Below are 16,849 nucleotides of genomic sequence, written 5' to 3' on the forward strand. Positions count from 1 at the left end.
AAACTCCGGGACTCCGGGATTCCACGATCGACATCGTAACGGGATTCGCCGACAGTCGGCAGAAACCCCGGGTCAGACCTCCTTCTGGTGGCCGGTCAGCGTGATGTGACCTTCGGCGCGGATCCGCTCGATCATGTGCGGGTAGTGGAGCTCGAAAGCCGGACGCTCGGACCGGATCCGCGGCAGCTCGGTGAAGTTGTGCCGCGGCGGCGGGCACGAGGTGGCCCATTCGAGGGAGTTGCCGTAGCCCCACGGGTCGTCGACCGTGACGATCTCGCCGTAGCGGTAGCTCTTGAACACGTTCCACAGGAACGGCAGCATCGAGGCGCCGAGGATATACGCGCTGATCGTCGAAACGGTGTTGAGCACGGTGAAGCCGTCCGTGGACAGGTAGTCGGCGTAGCGGCGGGGCATGCCTTCGGCGCCGAGCCAGTGCTGCACCAGGAACGTGCCGTGGAAGCCGATGAACGTGGTCCAGAAGTGCCACTTGCCGAGCTTCTCGTCCATCATCCGGCCGGTGAACTTGGGGAACCAGAAGTAGATCCCGGCGAACGTCGCGAACACGATCGTGCCGTAGAGCACGTAGTGGAAGTGCGCCACCACGAAATACGTGTCGGACACGTGGAAGTCGATCGGCGGCGCCGCCAGCATCACGCCGGTGAGGCCGCCGAAGAGGAACGTGACGATGAAGCCCATCGAGAAGATCATCGGCGTCTCGAACGAAAGCTGGCCCTTCCACATCGTGCCGATCCAGTTGAAGAACTTCACGCCCGTGGGCACGGCGATCAGGAACGTCATGAACGAGAAGAACGGCAGCAGCACCGCACCCGTGGCGTACATGTGGTGCGCCCACACCGCGGCCGAGAGCGCCGAGATGGCGATGGTCGCGAAGACCAGGCCACGGTAGCCGAAAATCGGTTTCCGGCTGAACACCGGGAAGATCTCCGACACGATCCCGAAGAACGGCAGCGCGACGATGTACACCTCGGGATGACCGAAGAACCAGAACAGGTGCTGCCAGAGGATCACCCCGCCGTTGGCCGGGTCGAAGACATGCGCGCCCAGGTGCCGGTCGGCCAGCAGCCCCAGCAACGCGGAGGTGAGGATCGGGAACGCGACGAGGATCAGGATGCTCGTGATGAGGATGTTCCACGTGAAGATCGGCATCCGGAACATCGTCATCCCGGGCGCGCGCAGGCAGATCACCGTGGTGACCATGTTGACCGCGCCCAGGATCGTACCCAGGCCACCCACCACCAGCCCGGAGATCCACAGATCGGCACCGACGCCCGGCGAGTGGATCGCGTCCGACAGCGGCGTGTACGCGAACCAGCCGAAGTCGGCCGCGCCACCGGGGGTCAGGAATCCGGAAAGGACGATCAGGCTCCCGAAGAGGAAAAGCCAGTAGGAGAACGCATTCAGCCGGGGGAACGCGACATCGGGCGAACCGATCTGCAGCGGCAGCACGAAGTTCGCGAACCCGAACACGACCGGCGTCGCGTACAGCAGCAACATCACCGTGCCGTGCATGGTGAACAGCTGGTTGTACTGCTCCTGCGACAGGAACTGCAGCCCCGGCCGCGCGAGCTCGGAGCGCATCAGCATCGCCATCGCTCCGCCGATGAGGAAAAACGCCATCGACGTGACGAGGTACATGATGCCGAGCTGCTTGTGGTCCGTCGTGCGCAGCAGCCGGACGACCAGCGAACCGCGGGGCGCGTCCCGGCGCGGATGAGCGCGGACCGCCACGGGAACCGGGGTCACGCGCGCGGGTGAATCAGTGCTCAAGACAGGCTCCTGACCAGATCGTGGACCGACACGCGCTGCCCGGTGAAGAACGGCGTGTCGAGCCGGACGTGCATGCGCGCCTCGGTCGCGCGGAACTCGCGCATCAGATCGACGATCCGGTCGAGGCGATCCGCCTCCAGCGCGAGGATCCACTCGTAGTCACCGAGACCGAAGGCGGCGAGGGTGTTCGACAGGACGTCGGGGTAGTCGTGCGCCGCGGCGCCGTGGTCGGCGAGCATCCGGCGCCGTTCCGCCGCGGGCAGCAGGTACCACTCGTACGAGCGCACGAACGGGTACACACAGGCGAACCGCGCCGGCGCCTTCCACTCCAGGTAGGCCGGCAGGTGGCCGGGGTTGAACTCCGCGTCGCGGTGCAGCCCGGCCGAGCTCCACACCGGCCGGGACACGGCGCCCCACGTGGTCCGGCGCAGCGCGAGATAGGCCTCCTGGAGAGCCTCGGGTGACGCGGCGTGCCACCAGATCATCCAGTCGGCGTCCGCGCGCATCCCGGTGAGCAGGTAAACCCCGCGGACGGTGGCGCCGCCGGCGAGCGCCTGCTCCACCTCCTGCGCGACTGCTGCCTGGTCGCGCCCCGATGCCGCCGGGCCGGCCGCGAAGACCGACCACATCGTGTAGGCCTGCTGGGCTTCGCGGCCGGTCATCGCGGCAGGACGGTGAACGCGACCGTCAACACGAAGACCAGCGCCCCCATCACCACCAGCGCCAAGGCGAACGGCCGCGGGCCGACGCCGGGCGGCCCGGCCACCTCGCGGCTCGGCTCCGGAATGCACTCGTCCATCACCACTCCTTTACGCACGCCTGACCGCCCGGATGGATAGTACGCTGATAATTAGTGCACTAATCAACGGAGCGAGACGTACCTCACGACGCTTTTTCGCCACTGAGCGTGAGAGGACGACCGCGGTGCGCCTTCATGCGTGGCAGGTGATGCGCGAGCGACGGGCGGCTGGTGCTGTTCGCGGCAACGCCAGCGAGCGAAGGAGCCAGCCATGTCCGACGTCGAGGTCAAGCGCGAGGAGAAGCTTTCGCGCGAGGACGCCGCCGAGCGGCTCGCCGCGCTCGCCGCCGCGCTGGCGGCCGGGGGCAAGGTGGAGCTCGCGCTCGGCGCCAGCACCGTGAAGGTCAACGTGCCCGACGAGGTGCAAATCGAGGTGGAGATCGAGATCGACGGCCGTGAGGTGGAGCTGGAAGTGGAGCTGAAGTGGTCGACCGGGACACCGGCCCGCGCGGTGGCCACGCGGCGCACCGGCCGGCGATCGGCCGCCGCGGCCGCGAAATGACGCCACCCGCGAAATGACTCCGGCGCCTGCGCGACACCGGTGCCGGTGGCGGGCAGCCGTACCCGCCCGATACCGGCCAGCCGGTACGGACGTTACCGGCTGGCCGGTATCGACGTATTCCCGGCAGCACCGGGCCCGCAACGGCCGCTGGCGGCAATGTGCACGGGCGGCGCCGCTGCGACGCTGGGTTTCATGAAATTCACTGAGCGGTCCGCCGGGCGCTCCGAACCCGAGGACCTCACCACGGTGACCGGGCACACCGGCACGTCGTACCTCTGCCCGGACCTGTCCGCGGTCGACCAGCACATCACCTTGCTGTACCAGGAAATCGAGCGCACTCCGCCGGCAAGCCGGCGCGAGGTCGAGCAGGCCGTGTGGGCCGACATCGACCTCCTGCTCGACCGTCGCAAGTGGCTCGAGGTGACCACCCTCACCGCCGCGGGCTGACCTGACCGGCGGACCGCCTCCGTCGTCCCGCCGGATCAGCCGGCCAGGCGCGGGAAGAGAACCTCCGCGTTGCCGCGGTCGATCGCGGCGCCCTCGCCCTCCGCGAAGCGCGGGTACTGCTCCAGGTACCGGTTGTAGTACGCGCCGGCCTGTTCCGGCGCGAACGGCCAGTCGCTGCCGTAGAGGACGTGCCCCGGTTCGGCGAACTCCAGCAGCGCGGGCAGCGCGCTCGGGCTGGCCGAGAGGGCCGTGTCGAAGTAGAAGCGCTTGAGCTCGCGGATCACGTCGTCGGCGTCGCGTGTGGTGTCCACGACGGTCGACGTCAGCCCGGAGAACCGGTAGGCCGCGTACGGCAGGAACCCGCCGCCGTGCGAGAGGATCACGCGGACGTCCGGGAAGCGCCCGAGCGTGCCCGTGAGCACCAGGTCGAGCGCGGCTCGCGTGGTGTCGAAGACGTAGTCCGCCAACGGCGCCGGTGTGCCGGCCAGCAGCGGCATCGGCGGCTGTGCCGGGTGGACGAAGACGACGGCGCTCCGCCGGTCCAGTTCTTCCCACAGTGGCGCGAAATCGGGGTCGCCGAGGTAGCGACCCTCCACATTGGACATCAGGATGACGCCGTCGGCGCGCAGCGTGTCCAGGGCGTGGACGGCCTCCGCGACGGCCCCGTCGACGTCGGGCAGCGGGACGCCGGCGAAGTGACCGAAGCGGTCCGGCCGGTCCTTGACGAGCTCGGCGCAGTACTCGTTCACCGCGCGCGACAGCGTGCGCGCCTCGGCGTCGTCACCGAAGTGCGTGCCGGGCGCCGTGACGGACAGGATGCCCGTGGCGATGCCCTGGCGGTCCATCATCGCGACGGCGTCGCCGGCGCTCCAGCCGGGGATCGCCCAGCCGCCGGAGTCGAGACCGCGTTCGGCGAGCGCCTCGGCCCAGAGCGGCGGGACGACGTGCTGGTGGACGTCGATGCGGGCGGTCATGGCTGTCACCTCTGTTAGCTCTGTTAGCTCTGTTAGCTTGCTAAGTATATTTATTTAGTAAGCTAACAACCATGACGCCGAAGGACAAGCGTGTGATCGACGACGTGGAGGCCCTGGCCCAGGCCGCCGACCGGCTGTTCTACGCCATGCGCCGCTCCCGCACGGCCATCGGCGACCGCGCCGCCGGCGGCCTGTCGATGGCCCAGCTCGCCCTGCTCGAGCCCCTGGCCGAGGCCGCCAACACCGCCGGGCTGCCCGTCAGCCGCCTCGCCGCGGGCGCCGAGGTCAGCGTCCCTACCGCGACCCGCATGCTCCAGCAACTCGAGGCGAAGGGCCTGATCACCCGCCACCGAGCCCCGGACGACGAGCGGAAGGTCCTCATCCGCCTCACCGCCGACGGCGCGAACCGCCTCTTGGCCCTGCGCACCGAGCTGCGCGCCCGGCAGTTCGAGGCGCTGTCGCGGTATTCGCCACGGGAGCGGCGCGAACTGACCGCTCAGCTGCAGGGACTGGCCGACGTCATCGGCGGGAGCCTGGCCGGCCCGCCGCGTTAGGCCGGTTGGGTGACGATCACGAGCTGGGTTGGATGGGCGCATGCCTGCGCACGTCACCAACGACTACGACGGTTTCGCCGAGGCTTACACGGCCGAGAACGAGACCAACCTCATCAACGCCTACTACGCGCGGCCCGCGATCCTGGACCTGGCCGGGGACGTGGCCGGCCGGCGGATCCTCGACGCGGGCTGCGGGGCCGGCCCCGTCTCCGCCGCGCTGCGCGAACGCGGCGCCGAGGTGAGGGGCTTCGACGCCAGCGCCAAGATGGTCGAACTCGCGCGACAGCGGCTCGGCGCCTCAGCGGACCTGCGGGTCGGCGACCTGAGCCGGCCCCTGCCGTATCCCGACGCGGAGTTCGACGACGCCGTCGCGTCGCTGGTGCTGCACTACCTCAAGGACTGGTCCGCTCCCCTGGCCGAGCTGCGGCGCGTCCTGAAACCCGGTGGCCGCCTGATCCTGGCCGTCAACCACCCGATCATCTTCAAGCTGCTCCACCCCGAGTCGAGCTACTTCGGGCTCACCGAGTGGTCGGAGGAGTACGACTTCGCCGGGAAGAAGGCCACGCTCACGTACTGGCACCGGCCCCTGCATGCCATGACCGACGCCTTCACCGCCGCCGGCTTCCGCACGGCCGTGATCAGCGAGCCGTACCCGGCGCCCGGCGCGCGCGAGCGGTTCCCCGAGGAATTCGGGGACCGGCACGCGTTCCTCTGTTTCCTGTTCTTCGTCCTCGAGGCCTGCTGACTCACGCGCCGCGTGTCTTGTATTCGGCGAGAACTTCGTCGAGCGAGCCGTGCGCGCGGATGCGGCCCTCGTCCAGCCAGAGGGCGGTGGTGCACAGCTCGCGCAGCAGGTCGTCGGCGTGGGACGCGAACACCAGCGCGCCGGACCGGCGGGCGAGGTCGACGAGGCGGCCGCGGGCTTTTTCCAGGAACGCCGCGTCGATGGCACCGAGGCCCTCGTCGAGGATGAGGATCTCGGGGTCGATGGTGGTCACCACGCCGAGCGCGAGCCGGACACGCATGCCGGCGGAGTAGGTGCGCAGCGGCAGGTGGAGGTAGTCGCCGAGCTCGGTGAACTCCGCGATGTCGTCGAGCCGGCGCTCCATCTGCCGGCGGCTCATGCCGAGGAAGAGGCCGCGGATCAGGATGTTCTCGCGGCCGGAGACCTCGGGATCCAGGCCCACCCCGAGGTCGAACACCGGCGCGATCCGCCCGACGACGCGCGTGCTGCCGCGGGTCGGCTCGTAGATGCCCGAGAGCAATCGCAGGAGCGTCGACTTGCCGGCGCCGTTGTGCCCCACCAGGCCGACGCGGTCACCGTCGCCCAGGGACAGCGTGATGTCCCGCAGCGCCTCGATGACCGGGACGTTCGCAGCGGTGGCGATCTTGCCGCCGACCTTGCCGAGCACCTGCTTCTTCAGCGAGCGCGTCTTGGCGTCGAAGATCGGGAAGTCGACGAAGGCACCCGTCACCTCGATGCTCACCATGCCGCCGCTCCTCCTCGTCTCGAATGCGAATGGAAGTTATCATTCTCATCCGGGCGCCGGCCGGGTGCCCCGAGGTGCGGGGTAACGTGCGGCCGGTGAGTCAGCGATCCGTCGAGCCGGGGTTCCGCCCGCCCCAGCAGGCGCGCAGCCGGGAGTCCCTGCAGAAGGTGCTGGCCGCGGCCGAGCAGGTGCTCGCCGACGGGGGCATCGAGGAGTTCACCGTCGGTGCGGTTGCCGATCGGGCGGGGCTGTCGGTCGGCGCGATCTACCGCCGGTTCGCGGGCAAGGACCAGCTGCTGTACGCGGTGAAGGACGACCTGCTCGGCCGGCTGGAAACCACCGTCGTCGAGGCGCTTCGCTCGCCGGCGCCCGGGCTTCGCGGGGCCGTCGCCGCGTTCACCGAGGCGCTGGCGCAGACGTTCACCCGCCACGGCCGGGTCTTCCCCGAGTTGCTCGACGCCCAGCGCGCCGAGGGCCGCGACCGCGGGCTCCAGGCGATGGCCGCGATCCAGGGGACGTTCGTCGACGCCGCCGAAGCCTGTCTCGGCGAGATCCGCCGCCCGGACGGCGCGCTCGCCCTCCGGATGGCGGCGCGGACGATCATCGGGTCGTGCGTGCACCGCGCCGCCTCCGGCCGGTTCTGGCCCGACGACCTGACGTGGCGCGCGTGGGCGGCCGAAACGGCCGAGATGGCGCTGGCGTACCTGACGTCGCCGGGAAATCCGGAGCCCGGCCGCGGTGAGTGAGTCCATTCCGGACATCACCGTCGCGGGCCGACGGCTGCGGCCGAGCCCGGTTTTCGACACGTATTGGCGTTTCGCCGCCGCGCGCCAGGACGCGTACTTCGCGCGGCTGCGCGACAACGGGCCTGCGCCGAGTGATCCGATCCTCGCCCGCCACCGGTTCACGAACTGCTACCGCGCGGCGGACCGGGTGAGCCAGTTCGCCATCCACGACGTGGGTTACGGCGGCCCGCAAGAGCCGCGCGACGTGGTCTTCCGGATGCTGCTGTTCAAGTTCTTCAACAAGATCGACACCTGGCGCCTGCTGGAGGCCGAGCTCGGCACCGTCACGTGGGCGTCGTGGCAGCCGGCGGCGGCCCGCGCGGTCCTCGACGCGGCCCGGCACGCGCTGTACTCCCCTGCCTACATCATCCCGCCACCCCGGCTGGGCGGCACCCGCAAGCACCACGACCACCTGCTGCTCGCCGAGACGATGATCCACGACGGCCTCGCCGAGAAGCTCCAGGACGCCCACGGCCTGGCGAACGTGTTCGCGCTGCTGCGCGCCTACCCGGGGCTCGGCGACTTCCTGGCGTTCCAGTTCTCGATCGACCTCAACTACACGGCCGTGCTGGACTTCTCGGAAAACGACTTCGTCGTCGCCGGCCCGGGCGCGCGCGACGGCATCCGCAAGTGCTTCGGCCCCGCCGCCCACGGCATCGAGGACGCGGTGATCGCGTACATGTCCGACACGCAAGAAGCCCACTTCGCTCGGCTCGGCCTGCGCTTCGCGTCCCTGGGCGGCCGCCGCCTGCACCTGGTCGACTGCCAGAACCTGTTCTGCGAAGTCGACAAATACGCCCGCGTCGCGCACCCGGCCGTCCCCGGCATCTCCGGACGGACCCGCATCAAGCAGCAGTACCACCGCAACGGCGACCCGATGCCGGCTCCGTGGTTCCCGCCGAAGTGGGGCATCACCGAAGCCGTCCGAGCGCAAGCCGCAGCAGTCGTGGTCCCGCGATAGGTTGCGCTTCATGACCTCCTGGCCCCCCGCCCCGATCAGGACGGCGCGGCTCGTGCTCCGCCAGTCCGAGGCGCGCGACCGCGCGGCCGTGATCGAACTGCTCGCCTCACCCGAGGTCGGGACCTACCTCGGCGGCCCGCAATCGCGCGACGAGCTCGAACGCACCGCGCCCGAGGTGCCCGGGCGGCGCTTCGGTTTCTTCGTGGTCGAACTCGACGGGGAGACGATCGGCATGATCACGCTCGACCGGCGCGACGCGGCGCGTCCGGGCCGGTTCCGGCCCGGCGCCGAGACGACCGAGATCGGCTACCTGTTCCTGCCGCGCGCGTGGGGATTCGGGTACGCCGAAGAGGCGTGCACGGCGGTGCTCGGCTGGTTCGCAGGAGCCGGCGAACCGGTGGTGCTCTGCACCCGGACCGCCAACGAGCGCTCGATGCGGCTCGCGGCGAAGCTGGGGTTCACCGAGGTCGAGAAGTTCGAAGAGTTCGGCGCCGAGCAGTGGTTCGGCGTCTGGCATCCGACCGCCGAGGCCGATTGAGTCCCCTTGTCAAGGGACAGTCCTTACCCGAAAGCCTCCAGCTGGGGCCCAGGCCGCGGCGTAACGTGATCATGGCCGGACGCCGTGTGGGGCCACAGTGGACAGACGGTATCTACCGCCGACAAGGGGAGTTCTCAGCCATGAACCGCACAGAACCGCACCATCCCGAGAATCCGGGCGCCACGGGATCCCCGGCGAGACTGACCCGGCGGTCCTTCGCGGGCATCGCTGCGCTGGGCGCCGCCGGGGTCGCGCTCGCCGTGCCGGGTTCGGCGGGCGCGGTCACGCGGCCCGTGGCGCGGCGGTCCGTCGTGCTCGTCCACGGCGCGTACGCCGACGGGTCGTGCTGGGCGGAGGTGATCCCGCGGCTGCAAGCCGCCGGGATCACGGTCACGTCGGTGCAGAATCCGTTGACCTCGCTCGACGACGACGTGGCCGCGACGCGGCGTGAGCTCGACCTGCAGAGCGGCCGGACCGTCCTCGTGGGCCACTCCTACGGCGGTTCGGTGATCAGCCAGGCCGGTGACCACCCCTCCGTCGACTCGCTCGTCTACCTGTCCGCGCGGGCGCCGAGGGCCGGCGAGGACTACCCCGCGCTCACCGCGCGGTTCCCGGCCGCGCCGGCCAGCGCGGGCCTGGTGTACCAGAACGGTTTCGGCCACCTGACCGAAGACGCGTTCCTCAACGACTTCGCCAACGGCGTCCCCACCGCCCAGGCGCGGGTCCTCTACGCCGCCCAGGGCCGCGTCGCGCAGGATCTCTTCGCGACCAAAACCACCGTCGCCGCCTGGGAAACCAAGCCGAGCAGCTACGTGATCACCACGGCCGACCGCACGACGTCACCCGAGCTCCAGCGCTTCGTGGCCGCCCGGATGAAGGCGCGCACGACGGTGGTCGACTCGGGCCACCTGTCGTTCATCACGCATCCCGACGTCGTCACCCGAGTCATCCTCGAGGCCGTGCACCGGGCCTGAACCTACGAATGGTCGGCGGCGCTCAGCGAGTCCGCGGCGGTCAGAAGGGAGGCGCCGAGCAGCACCCCGTCCTTCAGGAGGGCCTCGCCGAGCACGGACAGCTGCGACATCCGGTGCCCCTCGCGCCACGCTTCCGGTGTGGTGACGAGGAAACTGAGCGTGCCGACCATCATCGCCGCGGCCCCGAGACTGCCGGCGGCGGACGCACGGGGCACTAGCGGCTTCGCCGCGATCAGGGAGCCCAGCACGATCTGCGTGGTCCCGATGACCCGGCCGAGGTTGCGGGCGCCCCACTTCTTCCGCGGCCACGCGGTGAGCGGGCTCGCGGTGACGAGGGGCTCCGCGTTCTCGATCTCGTAGTCCTGGAACTTCAGCACCCCGACCCACACGAAGCACGTCGTCAGCCCGTACCGCATCACCGGCAGCGCGGCGGCGGCCAGTGCGCCCGGGACACTCGTCACCGCACGGCCTGGACCGCGCTCGCGATGAGCCGCAGCACGTCGTCGGGGTGGGAGACCATCGCGACGTGATTCGTCGCGACCTCGACGGTCGTGGCCTTCATGCGCGCGGCGAACTGCCGCTGGGCGTCAGGCGGGATCGCCTGGTCGCCCTCGGCGACCAGGAACCACGCCGGGTGCGACTTCCACGCCGGAGCACCCATCACCTCTTCGAGGGCCGAGAACGCGAGGGGCTGCTGCACGGCGAACATGACCCGCGCCTTCACCGGGTCGACGTCGGCGGCGAAGTGGTTCACGAAGTCGTCCTCGGGCAGCCACGCAAAGCCCTGCTTGTCGACGTCGAGGTGCGCCAGCGCCGGGCTCACGGGGCCCTTTTCCAGCAGCTTGCCGATCGTCTCGCCCTCGTCGAGGCCGAACCCGGCGACGTAGACCAGGCCGACGACGTTCGGCGCGTCGGTCCCCAGCGCGGTGATGATCTGACCGCCGTACGAGTGTCCGGCGACGATCGTCGGGCCGTCCTGGCGGGCCAGCACCTGGCGCAGCCGCGCGACGTCGCCGGCCAGCGACGCCTCCGCGAACTGCGGCGCGGTGACCCGGAAGCCGTCGGCCTGCAGGCGCTCGATCACCGCGCTCCAGCTGGAACCGTCGGCCCACGCGCCGTGGACGAGAACGATGTTCGGACGTTGAGCCATGCCGGTTCCTCCCGGGGCAGCCGTTTCAGGGCCCTTGGAGACTGGCGCGGCGGGCGCCGTCGCCTCATCACCCCCGGCTAGTGAACCCTCGCGCGGGCCGAGCCACGCGGCCACCACGTGGGCCACGACCACCGCCACGATCACCAGCGGCATCACGGCCAGCCCGTCGGACGAAAGCAGCAGCGTGGCGAGCAGGACGGACGTCAGCGGCAGGCGCAGCATGACCACGCACATCGCGCCGATTCCCATCGCCACCCCGGCGACGAGCGGCAGCCCCGGCAGGTGCGACAGCGCGATGCCGCCCGCGGCGCCGAGGAACATCGCCGGGAAGATCGGGCCGCCGCGGAATGCCGACAGCGTCACGCCGTACGCGAGTCCCTTGCAGGCCAGCAGGAGCAGCAGCATCGGAACCGAGTACGCCGCGCTGGTCTCCAGCAGCGTCGGCAGCGCCGTCTCGCCGGAGAACAGGACGTCCGACAGGCTGCCGCCCGCGGCGGTGTAGGCGATCGCGAGCCCGGCGACCACGAGGCCCGCCACGGGGGTCAGCAGCAGGACGTGGTTTTCCACGCGCGAGTGCAGCAGCAGCGACAGCCGGCGAATGCCCGTGCCCAGCACCGCCGCGGCCGCGCCGATGCCGAGTGCCCAGCCGAACTGCGCGAGGTCGGGGTGGGTGAACGGCGGCAGCTCGGGCAACGCCAGCGACGCCGCGCCCAGGCCGGTCAGCGAGTCGAGGCCGATGAAGAGCAACGTGCCGATCCCGGCGGCCAGCAGACCGGGCAGCAGCACCAGCCCCATGGTCGCGCCGGCCAGCCCGGACGCCTCCATCAGCAGGAACGCGCCCAGGATCGGCGACCCGAGCAGCGCGCTGATCGCCGCGAAGCTCCCCGTCGCCGCCACCACGGCACCGACCTGCTTCGGCGCATGCGGGCGGGCGAGCCGCACCGCGCACACCCCGAGGCCGGCACCGAGGGCGATCAGCGGCGCTTCGGGCCCGAGCACCGCCCCCAGCCCGAGCGTCGCCAATGCGGCCAGCAGCACTCCCGGCAGCTGTATCGGCGTCGGCTGCTGGCCGGGCGTGAACCCGTAGACGGGCGGATGGCCGCCCCCACCGGGCAGGTACCGCACCGCGACCGCGACCAGCACCCCGCACAGCACCAACGGCGGCACCGGCCACCACCACGGCGGCCCCCCGAACCCGAGCGCGCGCGGCAGATCGGTGTACACCCAGCTCTGGAGGGCGCCGACCAGCTGGAGGAAGAAGTACGCCGCCGCGGAGATGGGCACCCCGATGATCGCGGCGAGCACCAGCAGACGCAGGTAGGCGGGTGAGCGAAGCCGCGCCGCAGCGCCCGGCTGAGCGGGTTGGCTCGGCTGACCGGGTTGGGTCGGCTGACCGGGTTGGGTCGGCTGCCCCGGCTGCACCTGCCCGCGCGGCTGATCCGCCCGGCCCGGCCCGTCCGAGGTACCGCCGGCCGACGCAGGCGTAGCCGTGTCCGCCATGCTCCGCCCTCCTCCGCCGTCGGCCCCGCCACGCCGGCACGCCACTCGCACCGACGTAGGCGGACGACGCAACGGTGCTCGCCGCGGCTCCGCGAAACATCGCCCGTCCCAGGTGAGCCGGATCGGCCTCGCCGCGGCGAACCCAGGTCACGCCGGAGACAGTGCGAGCCGCGTGGCAGTCGCGACCAGCCTGACGAACGACAGAAACCTCGCCGGACACGGCGGACCTGCACTGCGACCCGCAACTCAGCAAGCCGAGCCGGCAACGCCAGACGTCCTGCCGCGGGCGGCCAAACCTCACCCACGCAGGTCAGGCTTGAGGTGTTCACTCAGCGACACGCACGCCGAGCGCCCGAGCGGCGAACGCCGGGCGTTCGCCGCAAGCCGGCCCGCGTCGCCGCGAGCCTGGGTCGGCCCGGCGAACGACCGCCGCGACGTCGAGCTGCCAACCGACCCTGACGGCCGCGAAGAACTACCCCGCGTTGGCCCGCCGAGCCGTGCTGAACCGGCGTTGGTAAGCCGCCGGGCTGATGGACAGCTTCCGCGCGAACACGCGCCGCAGAGCTTCGTAGCTGGGGAAGCCGGCCAGGGTCGCGGCCTGGGTGGCGTTGTGGCCTTGGTCGAGCAGGGCCCGGGCCAGGTCGAAGCGGATGTTCTCCACGTAGCGGGCCGGGGTGGTGTCCAGTTCGTCGTGGAAGAGGCGGGTGAGCTGGCGGGTGCTGACGTTCAGGTGCTTGGCGAGGTCGCCCAGCGAGTGCCGGGCGCCGGGGTTGGCCGTGACCAGGTCGGTGATGGTGCGCAGGGCCGGGGAGCGCGGCGGCGGGCCCTGCAGCGGGGCGGAGAACTGCGACTGCCCGCCCGAGCGCTGCAGGTACACGACCAGGGACCGGGCGACGTCGCGGGTCAGATCGGGGCCGTGGTCCTCCTCGACGAGGGCCAGGGCCAGGTCGATGCCGGCGGTGACGCCGGCGGAGGTGTAGGTGGTGCCGTCGCGGACGTAGATGGCGTCGGGCTCCACGCGGCACGTCGGGCAGCGGGAGGCGAGCTCGTGGGTGACCTTCCAGTGCGTGGTCGCGCGCTTGCCGTCGAGCAGGCCGGCGGCGGCGAGGACGAACGCGCCCGTGCAGATCGAGGCGACGCGGCGGGCGCCGTCGACCGGAACGCGGGCGGCTTCGGCCAGGTCGCACGGCACGGGCGTGCTCGGGAAGAGGTCCGAGCCGGCCACGAGGTAGGTGTCCGGCGCGGGCTCGGAGCGCACGGAGCCCTCGACCGCGATCTTGAACCCGAGGTTCGACACCACGTCCTCGCCCGTCGGCGACACGAGCACGATCCGGTAGTGGGCACCGAAGCGGTTGGCCTCCTTGAACACCTCCGCCGGGCCCGCGACGTCCAGCAGCGTCACCCCGTCGAAGACCAGGATCGCCACGACGCGCTCAGGGGAACCGGGCCGGGCGGTCGTGGAGGCGGGAGACGGGCGCACAGGGCATTGGTAGCACACCGTCACCACAAAAGTGAGCCGAACGAGTTTCGTTACACTACTTGACCGTAACGGAACTGCTCGCTACGTTCCCTACGTCACAGGCCCGACCGAGAAGCAGGTCCGGCACGGGCGGCGAGCCCTCTGGCAACGAAGCCACAGGAAGGTGAATCGAACCATGGTGGAGACGTACGTTCTGGTTCCGGGCGCGTGGCACGGCGCGTGGGCGTGGCGGCCGGTCGCCCAGCGGTTGCGCGCCGCGGGGCACAACGTGGTCGCCCTGACGCTGCCGGGCCTCGCGGACGGCGACGATCCCCGGCGTTTCACGCTCGAGGACACAGTGGACTTCGTCGTGACTTTCCTCGAAGCGCACGACCTGACCGACGTCACGCTGGTCGCCCACAGCTGGGGCGGTTACCCCGTTTTCGGTGCGGCCCACCGGGTTCCGCACCGGGTGCGCCGCCTCGTTTTCCACAGCGCGTTCGTGCCGGAGCAGGGCGTGGCCCTCGTGGACGACGTCCCGCCGGGGCACGCCGCGCTCTTCCGGCAGCTCGCGCAGGAGTCGGGCGACCATTCCGTGGTCCTGCCCTACCCGGTGTTTCAGAGCGCCTTCGCCCAGGACACGCCCGAACCGACGCAGAAGCTGATCTACGAACTGCTCGTCCCCCAGCCGATGAGCTACTTCGAACAGCCCTTGCACGCCCCCGCGCTGTCGACGCTCGGCCTGCCGATCAGCTACCTGGCCGGCGAATGCGACCTGGCGATGCCCCCGGGCGACTACGCGTGGTGCCCGCGGTTCCCGGCCCGGCTCGGCGTCGAGCCGATCACCGTTCCGGGTGACCACGAGGCGTTTCTGACCCGGCCCGACGCGTTCGTCTCGGCACTCCTGCATTCACACACCGTCGACGGCTGAACCGCGCGTCCCGATCTGAGTGGTTCCTGGCCGGACAAAGGCGGCACCGCGGGCGCCTCGATCGGCACTATGGAGAAGGACAGAATCCGTCGAGAAAAGAACGGAAGCGCAGCAGTCATGTCAGAGATCATCGCGGGTGTGGAGATCCCGGAGACGGAAGCGGTCGCCGAGGCGTCGCGCCTCATCCAGGAAACGACCAACCCGCTCATCTACCACCACTCCCGCCGGGTTTACTTCTTCAGCCAGTTCCACGCGCAGCGGCTCGGCGTGAAACCCGATCCGGAACTGCTCTACCTGGCCGCGATGTTCCACGACACCGGGCTCATCACGCCGTTCTCCGACGTGGAGCAGCGCTTCGAGGTCGACGGCGCCGACCACGGACGCAAGTTCCTGCTGGACCGGGGTTTCTCGCGCGAGGCCGCGGACACCGTGTGGACGGCCATCGCCCTGCACACCACGCCGGGAATCCCCGGGCGCATGGGCCCGGAAATCGCCACGACCCACCTCGGCGTGCTCACCGACGTGCTCGGTTTCGGCTTCGACGGTCTGGACCTCGCCCAGGTCGAGGAAATCCTCGCCTTCCACCCGCGCGGCGATTTCAAGAACGATTTCCTGCGCACCTTCGTCGACGCGCTGAAGCACCGCCCGGAAACCACCAACGGAACGGTGAACTCCGACATCCTGGAGCACTTCATCCCCGATTTCCGCCGCACGACCACGGTCGAGCGCATCACCGGCTCGCCCTGGTCAAGCTGACCCGGACGTCGAGATGGACGACCGACACAGCCTGAGCCGGGGGGCTTCCTTCGCTCTGCTCGTCTTCGCCAACGTGCTCCTCATGGCGTCGACGAGCGCGCCCTCGCCGATCTACCCGGTGTACCTGCAGCGGTGGGGCTTTTCGGTGACGATCCTTACGGTCGTGTTCGCCGTGTACGTCGCCGGCCTGGTCGGCGCGCTGTTGACGGTCGGTTCACTGAGTGACCACGTCGGGCGCCGGCCGGTGCTGGTCGCGTCGCTCCTCGTGGCCGCGGCCGGCACGGCGATCTTCTGGGCGGCCGGCGGGGTCGGCGCGCTCGTGACCGCCCGGATCGTGCAGGGCCTCGCCACCGGGATGGCGACGGGCGCGCTGGCCGCCGGGCTGGTCGAGCTCTCCCCCGCCGATCGCCCGCACCGCGGCCCGATGATGACCGCGGTGGGGACGAGCTTCGGGCTCGCCGCCGGCGGTGGGCTGACGGGCCTGCTCGTGCAGGCCGGCCCGCATCCCGACGCGGTGGTCTTCCCGGTGCTCACCGTGGCGTTCATGGTCGTCGCCGCGCTGGTGTTCGCCATCCCCGAGACCGCCGGCCGGCGCCCCGGCGTGCTGGCGTCGCTGCGCCCGCGCGTCCGCGTGCCGCGCGAGACGCGCCCGGCGTTCCTCGGCGCGGTGCCCGCCATCGTCGCGGGCTGGGCGTTGACCGGGTTGTTCCTGGCGCTCGCCCCTTCGCTGGTGACCGACGTCCTGCACGTGCGATTCGGCGCCGCGGGCGGTCTCGCCATCGCGGTGCTGTTCCTCGCCAACAGCGCGGGCGGGTTGTGGGCGGCGCGGCACTCGGCCCGGATCGCGACGCTGATGGGCGCGGTCGGACTGGTCGTGGGCTCGGCGGTGCTGGCCGGCGCGCTGGGTTTCGGCTCCGCGGCCGGCTTCCTCGTCGGGTCGGTGATCGCCGGGCTGGGCGTCGGCCTGACGTTCACCGGAACCCTGCGCGGGATCAGCGCGGCCACCACCACGAAGACACGCTCGGAAGTGTTTTCCGCCGCGTATGTCGTGAGCTACGCGGCGCTGAGCCTCCCTTCGCTCGCGGCCGGGCTGTTGGAGCCGTACTGGGGCCTGGAGACGACGGGCTACGCGTACCTCGCGTTCGTCGGGGTGCTGTCCGTGAGCGCCGCCGTGCAGTCCTCTTCGTCCCGGCGGGTCGCCCAACTCGTTGCATCCCAACACCACTGAGTGACTGTCCGGA

The 16,849-nt window shown here is 70.7% G+C and carries 19 protein-coding genes; 11 read left to right on the top strand and 8 right to left on the bottom strand.

Annotated features, from left to right (window positions below):
* Positions 1-72: 72 nt before the first annotated feature.
* The 3 genes from ctaD to ACFY1H_RS39795 are packed head-to-tail and all read right to left on the bottom strand — an operon-like array spanning position 73 to position 2,587.
* Positions 73-1,788 carry a cytochrome c oxidase subunit I gene (ctaD, locus tag ACFY1H_RS39785; protein ID WP_386955302.1) on the bottom strand — a complete coding sequence of 572 codons (1,716 nt, stop codon included), beginning with the start codon at positions 1,786-1,788 and terminating at the stop codon, positions 73-75.
* Positions 1,785-2,450 carry a hydrogen peroxide-dependent heme synthase gene (gene hemQ, locus ACFY1H_RS39790; protein ID WP_386955304.1) on the bottom strand — a complete coding sequence of 222 codons (666 nt, stop codon included), beginning with the start codon at positions 2,448-2,450 and terminating at the stop codon, positions 1,785-1,787. The genes ctaD and hemQ overlap by 4 nt, the downstream gene beginning before the upstream one ends.
* Complete coding sequence (locus ACFY1H_RS39795) at positions 2,447-2,587, bottom strand: hypothetical protein (RefSeq protein ID WP_386955306.1); 141 nt, start codon at positions 2,585-2,587, stop codon at positions 2,447-2,449. The genes hemQ and ACFY1H_RS39795 overlap by 4 nt, the downstream gene beginning before the upstream one ends.
* 211 nt (positions 2,588-2,798) lie before the next feature.
* Between ACFY1H_RS39795 and ACFY1H_RS39800 the strand changes: the two genes are divergently transcribed.
* Together ACFY1H_RS39800 and ACFY1H_RS39805 are read left to right on the top strand one after the other, a co-directional pair.
* Positions 2,799-3,089 carry an amphi-Trp domain-containing protein gene (locus ACFY1H_RS39800; protein WP_386955307.1) on the top strand — a complete coding sequence of 97 codons (291 nt, stop codon included), beginning with the start codon at positions 2,799-2,801 and terminating at the stop codon, positions 3,087-3,089.
* 192 nt (positions 3,090-3,281) lie between these two features.
* Positions 3,282-3,536 (top strand): hypothetical protein, encoded by a 255-nt coding sequence (locus ACFY1H_RS39805; protein WP_366581655.1) that lies wholly within the window; start codon positions 3,282-3,284, stop codon positions 3,534-3,536.
* A 35-nt stretch (positions 3,537-3,571) separates the two neighbouring features.
* Here ACFY1H_RS39805 and ACFY1H_RS39810 read toward each other — a convergent pair whose 3' ends face one another.
* Positions 3,572-4,510: an amidohydrolase family protein gene (locus ACFY1H_RS39810; RefSeq protein WP_366581654.1), complete on the bottom strand. Its 939-nt coding sequence runs from the start codon at positions 4,508-4,510 to the stop codon at positions 3,572-3,574.
* Between the two features lie 71 nt (positions 4,511-4,581).
* On the opposite strand from ACFY1H_RS39810, the gene ACFY1H_RS39815 reads away from it, so the two are divergent.
* Positions 4,582-5,064, top strand: coding sequence for a MarR family transcriptional regulator (locus ACFY1H_RS39815; RefSeq protein WP_366581653.1), 483 nt, complete (start codon positions 4,582-4,584; stop codon positions 5,062-5,064).
* A gap of 40 nt (positions 5,065-5,104) precedes the next feature.
* Positions 5,105-5,809, top strand: a complete 705-nt coding sequence (locus ACFY1H_RS39820; RefSeq protein ID WP_386955309.1) for a methyltransferase domain-containing protein — start codon at positions 5,105-5,107, stop codon at positions 5,807-5,809.
* A gap of 1 nt (position 5,810) precedes the next feature.
* On the opposite strand, the gene ACFY1H_RS39825 is transcribed toward ACFY1H_RS39820, so the two are convergent.
* Complete coding sequence (locus ACFY1H_RS39825; protein WP_386955311.1) at positions 5,811-6,554, bottom strand: ABC transporter ATP-binding protein; 744 nt, start codon at positions 6,552-6,554, stop codon at positions 5,811-5,813.
* A gap of 95 nt (positions 6,555-6,649) precedes the next feature.
* Between ACFY1H_RS39825 and ACFY1H_RS39830 the strand changes: the two genes are divergently transcribed.
* The 4 genes from ACFY1H_RS39830 (at position 6,650) to ACFY1H_RS39845 (ending at position 9,812) form a co-directional block, all read left to right on the top strand.
* Positions 6,650-7,300: a TetR/AcrR family transcriptional regulator gene (locus ACFY1H_RS39830; protein WP_386955313.1), complete on the top strand. Its 651-nt coding sequence runs from the start codon at positions 6,650-6,652 to the stop codon at positions 7,298-7,300.
* The gene (locus ACFY1H_RS39835) at positions 7,293-8,300 is read left to right on the top strand and encodes a nucleotide kinase domain-containing protein (RefSeq protein ID WP_386955315.1); all 1,008 of its coding nucleotides are present in this window, start codon (positions 7,293-7,295) and stop codon (positions 8,298-8,300) included. Before ACFY1H_RS39830 ends, ACFY1H_RS39835 begins: the two co-directional genes overlap by 8 nt.
* 10 nt (positions 8,301-8,310) lie before the next feature.
* Positions 8,311-8,838 (top strand): GNAT family N-acetyltransferase, encoded by a 528-nt coding sequence (locus ACFY1H_RS39840; RefSeq protein ID WP_366578654.1) that lies wholly within the window; start codon positions 8,311-8,313, stop codon positions 8,836-8,838.
* A 140-nt stretch (positions 8,839-8,978) separates the two neighbouring features.
* Positions 8,979-9,812 carry an alpha/beta fold hydrolase gene (locus tag ACFY1H_RS39845; protein WP_386955317.1) on the top strand — a complete coding sequence of 278 codons (834 nt, stop codon included), beginning with the start codon at positions 8,979-8,981 and terminating at the stop codon, positions 9,810-9,812.
* Positions 9,813-9,814: 2 nt separating this feature from the next.
* Here ACFY1H_RS39845 and ACFY1H_RS39850 read toward each other — a convergent pair whose 3' ends face one another.
* From ACFY1H_RS39850 to ACFY1H_RS39860, 3 genes are all read right to left on the bottom strand, one after another.
* Complete coding sequence (locus ACFY1H_RS39850; protein WP_366578650.1) at positions 9,815-10,273, bottom strand: DUF417 family protein; 459 nt, start codon at positions 10,271-10,273, stop codon at positions 9,815-9,817.
* The gene (locus tag ACFY1H_RS39855; protein ID WP_366578648.1) at positions 10,270-12,462 is read right to left on the bottom strand and encodes an alpha/beta fold hydrolase; all 2,193 of its coding nucleotides are present in this window, start codon (positions 12,460-12,462) and stop codon (positions 10,270-10,272) included. Before ACFY1H_RS39855 ends, ACFY1H_RS39850 begins: the two co-directional genes overlap by 4 nt.
* 472 nt (positions 12,463-12,934) lie before the next feature.
* Positions 12,935-13,888 carry a GlxA family transcriptional regulator gene (locus ACFY1H_RS39860; protein ID WP_386955320.1) on the bottom strand — a complete coding sequence of 318 codons (954 nt, stop codon included), beginning with the start codon at positions 13,886-13,888 and terminating at the stop codon, positions 12,935-12,937.
* 229 nt (positions 13,889-14,117) lie between these two features.
* Here ACFY1H_RS39860 and ACFY1H_RS39865 point away from each other — a divergent pair, with 229 nt between their 5' ends.
* The 3 genes from ACFY1H_RS39865 to ACFY1H_RS39875 all read left to right on the top strand — a co-directional run bounded on the left by ACFY1H_RS39865 (position 14,118) and on the right by ACFY1H_RS39875 (position 16,836).
* Positions 14,118-14,852, top strand: a complete 735-nt coding sequence (locus tag ACFY1H_RS39865; protein ID WP_366578644.1) for an alpha/beta fold hydrolase — start codon at positions 14,118-14,120, stop codon at positions 14,850-14,852.
* Positions 14,853-14,969: 117 nt separating this feature from the next.
* On the top strand, positions 14,970-15,608 hold the full coding sequence (locus tag ACFY1H_RS39870; protein ID WP_366578642.1) for an HD domain-containing protein: 639 nt from the start codon (positions 14,970-14,972) through the stop codon (positions 15,606-15,608).
* A 13-nt stretch (positions 15,609-15,621) separates the two neighbouring features.
* Positions 15,622-16,836 (top strand): MFS transporter, encoded by a 1,215-nt coding sequence (locus ACFY1H_RS39875; RefSeq protein WP_366578640.1) that lies wholly within the window; start codon positions 15,622-15,624, stop codon positions 16,834-16,836.
* Positions 16,837-16,849 lie beyond the last annotated feature (13 nt).

Source organism: Amycolatopsis sp. NPDC001319 (assembly GCF_042896185.1).
Taxonomy (GTDB): Bacteria; Actinomycetota; Actinomycetes; order Mycobacteriales; family Pseudonocardiaceae; genus Amycolatopsis.